Here is an 11704-nt window from a genome sequence, read left to right as displayed (position 1 = left end):
GGCCGGGATTGCAGTGAACACCGCCGCCAGGCGAGCCCGCTCGGGCCGGGATTGCAGTGAACACCGCCGCCAGGCGAGCCCGCTCGGGCCGGGATTGCAATAAGTAGGGCTAGCCCCACCATCGAAGGGGCGGAGGACATCATGGTGGGGGGAGGCCGTGCCCGGCAAGCTGGGGTCATACGGTTGAGCGGGCACGGAGGGACGACGTGGGCGAGCTGAGCAGGGACTCCGGTTTCCCGGGGACCGCGGCGGGCGGGGCGCGCAGGGCCGCGCCGGGGGGCGGCGGGGCCGCGGCGACCGTCTTCGACGGCGCGTGGCGTCCGCTCGCGATGGCCAGGTCGTCACTGACCTGGCGTTCGGCCCTCTATCTGGCGACGAGTTTCGCGTTCGGGCTCGGCTGGTTCGTGACGCTGGCGGTGGGGCTCACGCTCTCGGTCTCGCTGCTGATCATCTGGGTGGGGCTGCCGCTGCTGGCGATGCTGATGGTCGCGTGGCGGTTCGGCGCGATGCTGGAGCGGTTCCTCGTCCAGGCCGCGTTCGGCGTGGCGATCCCGGCGCCGTACCGGCGGATGCCGCCGGGGCGCAACCCGCTGGTCAAGCTGAGGGCGATGGCGGCCGACCAGGCGACCTGGAAGGACCTGGCGTATCTGCTGCTGCTGTTCCCTGTCGCGCTGGTGGAGTTCGTCGTGTCCCTGACGGTCTGGGGGGCGACGTTCACCCTGCTGTTCATGCCGGCGATCGTCGGCTTCGGCTCGGGGGGCGTGGAGGTGAACCTCGGCGTCTTCTCGTACTGGGCCGGGAATCCGGTGGAGGCGCTGCCCGTCTCGGTGGGCGGGCTGGTGTTCCTCGTCCTGGCCATGTACGTGACCCGTTCGCTGGCCGTCGCCCACGCCGTGATCGCCAAGCTGCTGCTCGGCCAGAGCGTGTCCCAGGCCGAGAACAGGCGGCTCCGTGAGCGCACCGCGCATCTGCAGGCCAGCCGCGCCCGCGGTGTGGACGCGGCGGAGTTCGAGCGCCGCCGCATCGAGCGCGATCTGCACGACGGCGCGCAGCAGCGGCTGCTGGCCGTGGCGATGGACATCGGACGCGCCCGCGCCAAGCTCGACGACGATCCCGAGGGCGCGCGGACGCTGATCGAGCAGGCGCACTCGGGCACCAAGGAGGCGATCTCCGAGCTGCGGGACCTGGCCCGCGGGATCTACCCGGCGATCCTCACCGACCGCGGCCTGGACCCGGCGCTGTCCGGCCTGGCGGGCCGCGCGCCCGTGCCCGTCGAGGTGGAGGTGGACCTGCCGGAGCGCCCGCCCGCGGCGGTCGAGAGCATCGCCTACTTCATCGTCGCCGAGTCGCTGGCCAACATCGCCAAGTACGCCCGTGCGACCCGCGCGTCCGTCCGGGTGGCCCGTGAGGACTCCTGGGTGGTCGTCGAGGTGATCGACAACGGTGTCGGCGGCGCCGTCGCCCGGCCCGACGGGGGCCTGTCCGGGCTGGCCGACCGGGCCGCCACCATCGACGGGATGCTCATCGTGGACAGCCCTCCCGGCGGTCCCACGATCATCCGCGCCGACCTGCCCTGCACCTGGTAGCGCCGCGGGGAGCCCGCAGCGGTGCCCGGAGCCCCGATAATGGGCGCATGCGGGTAGTGATCGCCGAGGATTCGGTGCTGTTGCGGGAAGGGCTCGTCCGGCTGCTCGCCGACGCGGGGATCGAGACCGCGGCGACGGTCGGGGACGGGCCGGGGCTGCTCGGCATCGTCGACGAGCACGCCCCCGACCTGGCCATCGTGGACGTGCGGATGCCGCCGTCGTTCACCGACGAGGGGCTGCGCGCGGCGCTGGCGGTCCGCGAGCGCAGGCCGGGGACCCCGATCCTCGTCCTGTCGCAGTACGTGGAGGAGCGGTACGCGACCGACCTCATCGGCGGCGGCGCCGAGGGCGTCGGCTACCTGCTGAAGGAGCGGGTGTCCGACGTCGCGGACTTCATCGACGCGGTCCGCCGCATCGCCGCCGGGGGGACGGTCATCGACCCCGAGGTCATCGGGCAGCTGCTCGGCCGACGCCGCACCGGCGACCCGCTGGAGGCGCTGACGCCGCGGGAGCACGAGGTCCTCGGGCTGATGGCGCAGGGACGGTCGAACGGGGCCATCGCGAACGACCTGGTGGTCACCGAGGGCGCCGTGGAGAAGCACATCTCCAACATCTTCATGAAGCTCGACCTGCAGCCCGCGCAGGGCGGCCACCGGCGCGTCATGGCCGTCCTCGCCTACCTGGGCCGCGCGGACGCCTGAACGGGGGCAAGATCGGGAATGCCCGGTGACCTCGGCACGTTCGGGTATCTGGCACACTTGGAGTGCAACCGCTGCGGTACCGGTTCACGCCTCCCCCATCTCCCATGGCACCGCCATGTGGGCCGGAGGTGCCCGGCGACCGCCTGAGGCGAGGAGAGACCCCATGAAGCCCGACATCCACCCGAACTACGTCGTCACGACCGTGACGTGTACGTGCGGCAACACCTTCGAGACCCGCAGCACCGCCGAGAACGGCGTGATCCACGCCGACGTGTGCTCGAACTGCCACCCGTTCTACACGGGCAAGCAGAAGATCCTCGACACCGGCGGCCGGGTCGCGCGCTTCGAGCAGCGCTTCGGCAAGAAGAAGGCCGGCAAGTAGGGCGAGCGCCGCACGACGACCACAGGGACGGCCCGGGGACCTCTCCAGGTCCCCGGGCCGTTCGGAGTCGGCACCCGGTCTCGGGCGCCGGGACGGGCCAGGACACAGCGTGAATCTCGACGATCTCATCAGCGAATACGCGGGCATCGAGGTACGGCTCGCCGATCCGTCCGTCCATGCCGACCAGAACCTGGCACGCAGGCTCGGCAAGCGCTACGCCGAGCTGCGGCCGATCGTCGAGACCCACCGTGACCTGGCGGTGACCGAGGACGACCTCGCCGCCGCGCGCGAGCTGGCCCGGGAGGACGAGGCGTTCGCCGCCGAGGCCACCGAGCTGGAGAAGCGCCGGGAGGACCTGGAGGAGCGGCTGCGGCGGCTGCTCGTCCCGCGCGACCCGAGCGACGGCAAGGACGTCATCCTGGAGGTCAAGGCGGGGGAGGGCGGCGAGGAGTCGGCGCTGTTCGCCGGGGACCTGCTCCGGATGTACCTGCGGTACGCCGAGCGCTCGGGCTGGAAGACGGAGGTCCTCGACTCCCACCCGTCCGACCTGGGCGGTTACAAGGACGTCACCGTCGCGGTGAAGGCGAAGGGCGGCCAGGAGGAGGGGGTCTGGACGCGGCTGAAGTTCGAGGGCGGCGTCCACCGGGTGCAGCGGGTGCCCGCCACCGAGTCGCAGGGCCGCATCCACACCAGCGCCGTCGGCGTCCTGGTGACGCCCGAGGCCGAGGACGTCGATGTCCAGATCGACCCGAACGACCTGCGCATCGACGTGTACCGCTCGTCCGGTCCGGGCGGGCAGAGCGTGAACACCACCGACTCGGCCGTGCGGATCACCCACGTGCCTACGGGGACCGTGGTCTCCTGCCAGAACGAGAAGAGCCAGCTGCAGAACAAAGAGCAGGCGCTGCGGATCCTGCGGTCGCGGCTGCTGGCGATGGCGCAGGAGGAGGCGGACGCGGCGGCCGCGGCCGAGCGCAAGAGCCAGGTCCGCACCGTCGACCGGTCCGAGCGCGTCCGCACCTACAACTACCCGGAGAACCGGATCTCCGACCACCGCGTCGGCTACAAGGCGTACAACCTCGACCAGGTCCTGGACGGCGACCTGCACAACGTGACGCAGGCGCTGGTCGACGCCGACATGGAACGCCGGCTGGCCGAAGCCCAAGGATCATGAAGCTGCTGCTCGACGAGATCGCCAGGGCCACCGCGCGGCTCGCCGACGCCGGGGCGGCCTCGCCCCGCGCGGACGCCGAGGAGCTCGCCGCGGCCGTCCACGGGGTGAAGCGGTCGGAGCTGCACGGCGTCCCCGACAGCTCGTTCGACGCCCGGTTCTGGGAGTTCGTCGCGCGGCGCGAGGCCGGTGAGCCGCTCCAGCACATCACGGGCCGCGCGTTCTTCCGCTACCTGGAGCTGAAGGTCGGGCCCGGGGTGTTCGTCCCCCGCCCGGAGACCGAGGTGATGGTCGGCTGGGCGCTGGAGACGCTCCGGGACATGGACGTCCGCGACCCCTTGGTCGTCGACCTCGGGACGGGCTCCGGGGCCATCGCCCTGTCGATCGCACTGGAGGCGCCCCGCGCGCGCGTGCACGCCGTGGAGAAGGACCCCACCGCCTTCGTGCACGCCACCCGCAACGTCGAGGAATTGGACGAGCGCGGACGCGTCCGCCTGCATCTGGACGACTTCGGTTCCGCGCTGGCCGAGCTGAACGGCACCGTCGACCTCGTCGTCAGCAACCCCCCGTACATTCCGATGAGCGAGTGGGAGTACGTTCCCCGCGACGTCCGCGACCACGACCCGGCCGACGCGCTGTGGGGAGGCGGCGACGACGGCCTGGACGCGATCCGCGTCGTCGAGCGCACGGCCCGCCGCCTCCTGCGGCCCGGCGGGTACGCGGCGGTCGAGCACAGCGATCTCCAGGGCAACGGCGTCTACTGGGTCTTCGCTGAGGAGAACGGCTGGCGGGACGTCCGTAACCGCCGGGATCTGACCAACCGCGACCGGTTCGTCACCTCCCGGCTGGCCTCGGACTGACCGGTCCCCGCACGGGCGGTGCCGTTGATCGACAACGGGGGGCGCGGCGGGCCCCGCGGCGCGGATATCCTGGGCGTGCTGATCCGACCAGCGCCACGCAGATGGGAAGACGGGCGACCGTGAGCCGACGATATGACTGCTCCGATCCGATGGAGCGCACCCGGGGAATCGCCGAGGCGTTCGCGGCCTCCCGGCGTGGCGAACTGGTCGTCCTGCCGACCGACACCGTGTACGGGGTGGGCGTCGACGCGTTCATGCCGATCGCCGTGGAGGCGCTGCTGGAGGCCAAGGGGCGGGGACGCGAGATGCCGCCGCCCGTCCTGGTCGGCTCCGTCCGCGCGGCGACCGCGCTGGTGGACGATCTCGGCTCCTACGGCCAGGACCTCATCGACGAGTTCTGGCCGGGCGCGCTCACCCTGGTCTGCCGCGCGAATCCGACGCTGATGTGGGACCTCGGCGAGACCAAGGGCACCGTCGCCCTCCGCATGCCGATGCACGAGCTCGCCGTGGAACTCCTCAAGGAGACGGGCCCGCTCGCGGTCAGCAGCGCCAACCTGACCGGGCAGCCCGCCGCCCGCACCGCCGCCGAGGCGGAGAAGATGCTCGGCGACGCCGTCTCGGTCTACCTGGACGGCGGCCCGTCCGGCCACGCCGAGCCGTCCACCATCGTGGACCTGACCGGCTCGGTCCCGCGCCTCCTGCGCGCCGGGGCCATCCCCGAGGACAGGATCCGCTCCGTCGTCGGCGTCCTGCTGACCGACGAGGACGAACCCGATGAGGACGACCGCGACGCAGACGGCCATAGCGAGCCGTCCGGCGAGAAGCCCTCCCTGATCAAGGACGCGCCGCAGGACGACAAGCCGTCCCTCACCAAGGACGAGCCCGCCGCCTCGGCGGCGAAGCCGTCGCTGACCAAGGACGAGCCGGGCACGCCCGCGGAGAAGACCGACTGAGAGGCGGGGGCCCGCCCCGCGGGTCTACGGGTCCGTGCGCCGCACGGCGAACAGCGCGAGGGCCAGCGCCACGGCCGCGACGACGAGCGCGTACGCGACGCCCCCGGCCGCTCCGTACGGCACACGCGTTCCCGTCCCCGGGTCGGCGATGCCGCCGACGACGGTGAACGGCGACCAGCCCTCCAGGGCGCCGCCGACGCACGGCAGGAACCCGATCGTGCTCTCGCCAAGCATCGTCCAGACGAGCAGGACGGTGATCGCGCCCGCCCCGCTGCGGACGAGGGCGCCCACCGCGACGCCGACCACGGCGGCGAAGACCCAGATGACGGCCGTCCCGAGGACCGCGCGCCATTCCTGGGCGGTGTCCAGGCTCGGGCGGGGCCGCGACGCCGACAGCGCGGTGACGGCGAAGCTCGCGAAGGACAGGCACAGCGCCACGATCCCGCCGGCCGCCGCCATCGTGAGGGGCCTTCGCCGCCACCAGCGGCCAGCGCGCCGGAATCGCCTGGTAGGCGAGCCGGACGGTGTCGTGCTTGTACTCGCCGGTGACCGACAGCGCCGCGAGCACCAGCAGGATCATCTCCCCGAAGATCAGCCCCGCGACGGAGTCGACGACGGTGACCGGCTCTCCCTCGGACTCCGGGACGCGCGCGGCCAGCACGGCGGAGCCGAGCGCGAGGGCTGTCGCCGCACCCAGGCACCACCATGTGGACCGGCTCGCCACCAGCCGGATCCTCTCGGCGGCGACCGCCGCCCGGAACGCGCCACCCCGTTTCCGCGCCGCCGCCCGGTCCCGTCTCGTCTCCCGGTGCTGTTCCGACATCTGGTCCGCTACCTGCGTCCTTCCCGTTCGCGGATCCGTCGCCGTCACATCGCACCTCCTGGCCGATCTGCGAGTGGACTCGACTGGTACTCGACCGCCTCGCGTGTCGTCTCCATGAACGCGTCCTCCAGGGAACCGTGATCGGTGCGCAGTTCGCTGAGGACGAAGCCGTTCTCCAAGGCGATCTCACCGATCCGCGTGGAGGCCGCGCCCCTCACGGCCAGGGTCCCGTCGGGCTCCCCGCGCACGTCGAGCCCGAGCCTCGCGAGCAGCGCCTGCAACCGCAGGACGTCCGGGGCGCGGACGATCACCCGGGGACGGGTCGTCCGCTCGATGAACTCCCGCGTGGGCGCCTGCGCGATGAGCCGTCCTCCGCCGATCACCACGACCTCGTCGGCGACCAGGGCCATCTCCGACAGCAGGTGGCTGGAGACGAGCACCGTGCGCCCCTCGGCCGCCGTCTCCCGCAGGAACCGCCGTATCCAGTGGATCCCCTCGGGGTCGAGCCCGTTCATGGGCTCGTCCAGCAGGAGGATCCGGGGCCGTCCGAGCAGCGCGGCCGCGATCCCGAGGCGCTGCCGCATGCCGAGCGAGAGGTCCCCGACCCGCTTGCGGGCCGCCCGGGCGAGGCCGACCGCTTCGAGGAGCTCGTCGGCGCGCTCGGGCGGTGTCCGGGTGACGCTCGCCAACCAGCGCAGGTGCGTCCGCGCCGTGAAGGCGGGCCGCGCCCATCCCGCGTCGAGCAGCGTGCCGACGGTGGACGGGGGGTGGGGCAGCTCGTGGTAGCGCCGTCCCGCGACGAGCACCCGTCCCGAGTCCGGCCGGTCCAGCCCGACGATCAGCCGCATGGTGGTGGATTTTCCCGCGCCGTTCGGCCCCAGGAATCCGGTCACCCTCCCCGGGCGCACGGTGAACGAGAGGCGGTCGACGACCGTCCGCCTCCGGTACCGCTTGGTCAGATCCTCAACGACGATCACGTTCCGCCTCTCCGGCCATGACGGCGCTTCCGAATGACGACCAGCCGGGCGGCACGTGAGTGTGCTGACCAGCCCCACGCTCATCGACACGAGGGCCGCCCGCGCCGCGTCGGTCTGACGGGCTCCGTCGCCGCAGGCCGCTGTGGCCCGCGGGTCCAGGTCACCGGGCGGGCGTCTCCGTGCCGCCTCCCGGTCGCTTCGCGGCCGTCGTCCCGGCGGCTCGGCCGCGTCGTTCCCGCGCATTCCGCGGGCCCTGCCCGCAGGTCAGCGGCAGGCGGGAAGGTCGTGAGGATTTCCGGTGGGAAGGTTCTGCCAAGGGCTCGGGAGGCGGAGGGCCGGCTAGAGGAGGTCGTGTCCGACGTAGGCCGTGGCGCCCACGAACAGGGCGCCCGCCGCGATGGTGATCAGGGTCTCGTACGCCCGCCGCCGCACGGCCGTCACGATCACCGCGACGGTGGCGATGGCCGCGAGGACCCCGAACCCCACGGCCACCCAGCCCCAGACGCCCTCGTCGTTGAACGCCCGGACGCCCTTCGCCGCCAGGAACAGGACGGCTGGCAGGATCCACTCCGCGTCGGGGAGCCTCTCGTCCGGCTCCGCGTCGTCCGGGTCCGGCGTTCCCGCGGCTGCGCCGCCCGTCGGTCTCACCTCTTGTTGGGCCATGGGTCAAGGGAACCGTGCCGGGACGGGCCCGCGCTTCCTGCGGCGGAAGGGAGCGCCCTCGACCGTCCGGTAGACCGGGGGTCAACCCTGGGGCGGAGGCGCGGTCGCGGCAGCGGCGGTCAGGGCGGGTGCCCGCCGGGCCGGACGAGGCCGGCGTCGTAGGCGAAGATCGTGGCCTGGACCCGGTCGCGCAGGCCGAGCTTGCCGAGGATCGCGTTGACGTGGGTCTTGACGGTGGCGGTGCCGATGCCGAGCGCCGCGCCGACCTCGGTGTTGCTGAGGCCGCTGGCCACCTGGACGAGGACGTCGCGCTCGCGGTGGGTGAGCAGGTCCAGGCGCTCGTCGGCGGGCGGCGGGACGACGGCGCCGGTGACGAACGCGTCGATGAGGCGGCGGGTCACCGCGGGGGCGAGCAGCGCCTCGCCCTCGGCCACCGTGCGGATGGCGTCCACGAGCTCCTGTGGGTCGCAGTCCTTGAGCAGGAACCCGGCCGCTCCGGCGCGCAGGGCGCCGAAGACGTATTCGTCGCGGTGGAACGTGGTGAGCACCAGCACCCGCGCGGGCGATCCGGCGGCGGCCAGTTCCGCCGTGGCCGCCAGGCCGTCCATGCCGCTCATCCGGATGTCCATCAGCACCACGTCGGGCCGCCGCTCGGCCGCCGCGCGCAGCGCCTCGGCGCCGTCGCCGGCCTGCCCGACGACCTCCATGTCGGGCTCACCGTCGATGATCGCCGTGAAGCCCGCCCGGACGACGGCCTGGTCGTCGACCACCAGGACCCGGATGCTCACGTCTTCCCCTCCAACGACTCCAGGAGCACGCGCATGTCGGCCAGGGCCGCCCGCGCCTGCTCGGCGATCACTTCGAGGGCCGCCCGGGCCTGGCCGTCGGTCCCGGCCAGGCCCGTCTCGGCGGCCCGCGCCAGCCGCGCGACGCGGTCGAGGACGGTCCCGCTCAGCCCGGCGGCGACGCGGGCCCGCTCGGCGTGGACGACCGCACCCGTCCGGGCGGTCATCGCGTCGAGGACGGTGATCTCCCACCGCCGGCTCCTGATCGCGACCGCCCGGCCCCAGGTCCACACCGCGGCCAGGACGGGCGCGGTGACCAGCACCGTGACAGCGAACCCGAACAGGAACGCGAGGTGCGCCGCGCCGTCCGCCGCCACCTCCGGGTCGGCGGCCAGCGCCGTGCCCAGGCCGACGCCCCACGGGAGCGGGGCGATGAGCACTCCGGGCCACGTGCGCCGGGCGCCGTGCCCGTAGCAGGCCAGCGAGTAGACGGCGACGAGCTGTGCCGGGCACGCGAAGACGAACAGCGCGAGGGGCTCCAGCGGCCACAGCACGCCCGCGACGGCCAGGGACACGTCCACGGTGGTGAGCACGGCCAGGGCGGCGTAGGGGGCGCGCCGCCGCCACCACAGCGGCACCGCCCGGGCGACCAGGACCGTCATCACCAGCGCCACCCCCGCGGGCGGCCATCCCGAGCCGAGGGGCTCCGGGGGGAGGAAGCCCAGCAGGGGCAGGGCCGCGCAGAACGCGATCGTCACGGCGTCCAGGGTCTCCGGCCAGCCCGCGCCGTACTCGGACGCGGTCTTCGTCGGCAGGCGCGCGGTCACCGACCAGCCGCCCCCCGGGGCCGGTCCCGCGTCGAGGTCACCGTGGAGCTGCGCCGCCCGGTCGCGCATGCCCTGGACGCCCCGGCCGCCGCCGAGTGCCGGGACGGTCCCTCCCCCTGCGGGGGCCTCGTTCTCGACGGCCAGCTCCACCGTCCCGGAGAGATAGCGGACGGTCACCCGCACCGGCGCGCCGGACGCGTAGCGCATGACGTTGGTGAGCGACTCCTGGACGATCCGATACGCGGTCGTGGTCACCTCGGCGGGCAGTTTCCGCGCACGTCCCTCGACGACCAGGGACACCGAGATGCCCAGCCGGTTCAGCCCGTGGCACAGCGGGGGGAGTAACTCCTTCAGGCCGCCGCCGGCGGCCGCGTGCGGGCTCACCACGTCCACCAGGCGGCTGAGCGACCGCAGCACCTCGCGGCCGGTCTCGGCGGCGACGGCGAGGGCCTCGCGCGTCAGCCCGGGATCGCCGCGGCGGGCGGCGGCGCCGCTGTGGACGACCACGGCGCTGAGGTGATGGCCCGCCACGTCGTGCAGGTCCCGGGCCAGGCGCTCGCGTTCGGCCCCGGCCGCCGCGCGGTGCTCCTGCTCGATCCGCGCCAGCCTGCCGCGCAGGTCGCGCCGGGCGGCCTCGCGCCGGCGGCGGAGCTGTCCCAGCGCGACGATGCCGAGGTAGTAGACGCCGTCCAGGACCTCGTTGGACAGCAGGTCGCCCGGCCCCTCCACATGCCACAGGTACGCCGGCGACGACGCGGCGTACGCCGCGAGGCAGCCGATGACCGCCTGCCGCCGCCCCCGCCGGGCCGCCAGTGAGTACAGCGCGACCCCGTCGGCGATCCCGCCGACGGGCGCGTCCGTGCCGCCGGCCACGACGACGGCGAACGCGCTGGACAGCGCCGTGATCACCAGGACCGGCACCGGCGCGGCGCGGCGCCACACCAGCGCCACCGCCGCCACCGCGGCCGCGGCGGCGAGCCCCGTCCAGCGGGCCTGGCCGAGGGGCGCGCCGGCCCCGTCGGTCAGGAGCCAGGCGGCGAGCAGCTGCGCGCCGAGGAGCAGCGGTGGCACGCCCCAGTCGGCGGCGCGCGGCCATCGCCCGACGTCTCCGTCCACCCGCACACGACGACCCTATGGGCATCCGGCGGCCGGGGCGGCCGGTCGGACGCTCTTTGGAATTCGCCTTTTCCGGCGAGCAGCAGAACGGCCGTCCGGCGCATCTACTGTGCATGGATGATGAAGAGACCGACGAACCGGGGGCGTCCGGCGGCGCCCGGGTGGAGGTGCTGCCGTCCTTCCGCTGCCACTTAGGCGGCAGGGAGGTGCGGCTGTCCCGGGCGCTGTCCTCGCTGGTCGTGACGGTGGCGCTCGAACCGCGGGGGCTGACGAGGGAGGGCCTGCCCGCCAGGCTGTGGCCGGACGTGGACCCGCCCGACGCGTCCAAGCGGCTGCGGCAGGCGCTGTGGCGGATCCGCCGGGAGACCGGCGACCGGCTGCTGGAGGTGACGCCCGACCTCGTCGCGCTCCGGGGGGAGGTGACCGTCGACCTGCGCCGGGGGGAGCGGCTGGCGCGGCGGGTGATCAAGGGGGACGTCCCGGCGGGGTGGTCGGGCACGGGGATGCTGGGCAGGCAGATGCTGCCGGGCTGGCAGGAGGAGGAGGTCTGCGCGGCGCGGGACCGCTGGGACCGGCTCCGGCTGCTCGCGCTGGAGGGGCTGGCCGAGCACACGCTCGCGTCCGGTGACGTGCCGGCGGCGATCGAGCTGGCCGAGGCCGCCACGCGCGTGGACGAGCTCAGCGAGGCCCCTCACCGGCTCGCGGCGGCCGCCCACCTGACGCGCGGCGACCACGTGAGCGCGTGGCGCGTGTTCCTGCGCTACCGGAGACTTCTCGCCGAGGCGATCGGCCTGGAGCCCAGCTCCGGCTTCCGGGACCTCGTCGAACGCGTCCGCCCGGACTCCCTGAGGTTCGGATGA

General features: G+C 73.8%; 12 protein-coding genes. 7 read left to right on the top strand and 5 right to left on the bottom strand.

The features are described from left to right. Positions 1–206 precede the first annotated feature (206 nt). The 6 genes from AGRA3207_RS13470 (at position 207) to AGRA3207_RS13445 (ending at position 5653) form a co-directional block, all read left to right on the top strand. Entirely contained in the window at positions 207–1586 is a 1380-nt protein-coding gene (locus AGRA3207_RS13470; protein ID WP_231334964.1) for a sensor histidine kinase, read from the top strand. A gap of 47 nt (positions 1587–1633) precedes the next feature. Continuing rightward, a complete protein-coding gene (locus AGRA3207_RS13465) occupies positions 1634–2287 on the top strand; it encodes a response regulator transcription factor (protein WP_231334963.1) in 654 nt (217 codons plus the stop codon). A 163-nt stretch (positions 2288–2450) separates the two neighbouring features. Then, entirely contained in the window at positions 2451–2669 is a 219-nt protein-coding gene (gene rpmE / locus AGRA3207_RS13460) for a 50S ribosomal protein L31 (RefSeq protein WP_021598595.1), read from the top strand. Positions 2670–2778: 109 nt separating this feature from the next. Next, positions 2779–3843, top strand: a complete 1065-nt coding sequence (gene prfA, locus AGRA3207_RS13455; protein ID WP_231334962.1) for a peptide chain release factor 1 — start codon at positions 2779–2781, stop codon at positions 3841–3843. After that, a complete protein-coding gene (gene prmC / locus AGRA3207_RS13450; protein ID WP_231334961.1) occupies positions 3840–4700 on the top strand; it encodes a peptide chain release factor N(5)-glutamine methyltransferase in 861 nt (286 codons plus the stop codon). Before prfA ends, prmC begins: the two co-directional genes overlap by 4 nt. Positions 4701–4819: 119 nt before the next feature. Continuing rightward, positions 4820–5653: an L-threonylcarbamoyladenylate synthase gene (locus AGRA3207_RS13445; protein ID WP_231334960.1), complete on the top strand. Its 834-nt coding sequence runs from the start codon at positions 4820–4822 to the stop codon at positions 5651–5653. 24 nt (positions 5654–5677) lie between these two features. Here the strand turns inward: AGRA3207_RS13445 and AGRA3207_RS13440 are convergent, their stop codons facing one another. The 5 genes from AGRA3207_RS13440 to AGRA3207_RS13420 form a co-directional block, all read right to left on the bottom strand. Continuing rightward, positions 5678–6112, bottom strand: a complete 435-nt coding sequence (locus AGRA3207_RS13440) for a hypothetical protein (RefSeq protein WP_231334959.1) — start codon at positions 6110–6112, stop codon at positions 5678–5680. A gap of 408 nt (positions 6113–6520) precedes the next feature. Then, positions 6521–7453: an ATP-binding cassette domain-containing protein gene (locus AGRA3207_RS13435; RefSeq protein ID WP_231334958.1), complete on the bottom strand. Its 933-nt coding sequence runs from the start codon at positions 7451–7453 to the stop codon at positions 6521–6523. A gap of 339 nt (positions 7454–7792) precedes the next feature. Continuing rightward, on the bottom strand, positions 7793–8116 hold the full coding sequence (locus AGRA3207_RS13430) for a hypothetical protein (RefSeq protein WP_231334957.1): 324 nt from the start codon (positions 8114–8116) through the stop codon (positions 7793–7795). A 119-nt stretch (positions 8117–8235) separates the two neighbouring features. Next, positions 8236–8904 carry a response regulator gene (locus AGRA3207_RS13425; RefSeq protein WP_231334956.1) on the bottom strand — a complete coding sequence of 223 codons (669 nt, stop codon included), beginning with the start codon at positions 8902–8904 and terminating at the stop codon, positions 8236–8238. Continuing rightward, positions 8901–10850, bottom strand: coding sequence for a sensor histidine kinase (locus tag AGRA3207_RS13420; RefSeq protein WP_231334955.1), 1950 nt, complete (start codon positions 10848–10850; stop codon positions 8901–8903). The genes AGRA3207_RS13425 and AGRA3207_RS13420 overlap by 4 nt, the downstream gene beginning before the upstream one ends. A 107-nt stretch (positions 10851–10957) precedes the next feature. Between AGRA3207_RS13420 and AGRA3207_RS13415 the strand changes: the two genes are divergently transcribed. Next, the gene (locus AGRA3207_RS13415) at positions 10958–11704 is read left to right on the top strand and encodes an AfsR/SARP family transcriptional regulator (protein WP_231334954.1); all 747 of its coding nucleotides are present in this window, start codon (positions 10958–10960) and stop codon (positions 11702–11704) included.

The sequence above is a fragment of the Actinomadura graeca genome (genome assembly GCF_019175365.1).
Lineage (GTDB): Bacteria > Actinomycetota > Actinomycetes > Streptosporangiales > Streptosporangiaceae > Spirillospora > Spirillospora graeca.
This window is presented reverse-complemented; position numbering and strand designations above follow the sequence as displayed.

Bases quoted from the DNA above. Each gene is read 5' to 3' on its own strand.
- rpmE (WP_021598595.1), top strand. From the start codon at position 2,451: ATGAAGCCCGACATCCACCCGAACTACGTCGTCACGACCGTGACGTGT.
- prmC (WP_231334961.1), top strand. From the start codon at position 3,840: ATGAAGCTGCTGCTCGACGAGATCGCCAGGGCCACCGCGCGGCTCGCC.
- AGRA3207_RS13430 (WP_231334957.1), bottom strand. From the start codon at position 8,116: ATGGCCCAACAAGAGGTGAGACCGACGGGCGGCGCAGCCGCGGGAACG.
- AGRA3207_RS13415 (WP_231334954.1), top strand. From the start codon at position 10,958: ATGGATGATGAAGAGACCGACGAACCGGGGGCGTCCGGCGGCGCCCGG.
- AGRA3207_RS13440 (WP_231334959.1), bottom strand. From the start codon at position 6,112: ATGGCGGCGGCCGGCGGGATCGTGGCGCTGTGCCTGTCCTTCGCGAGC.
- AGRA3207_RS13465 (WP_231334963.1), top strand. From the start codon at position 1,634: ATGCGGGTAGTGATCGCCGAGGATTCGGTGCTGTTGCGGGAAGGGCTC.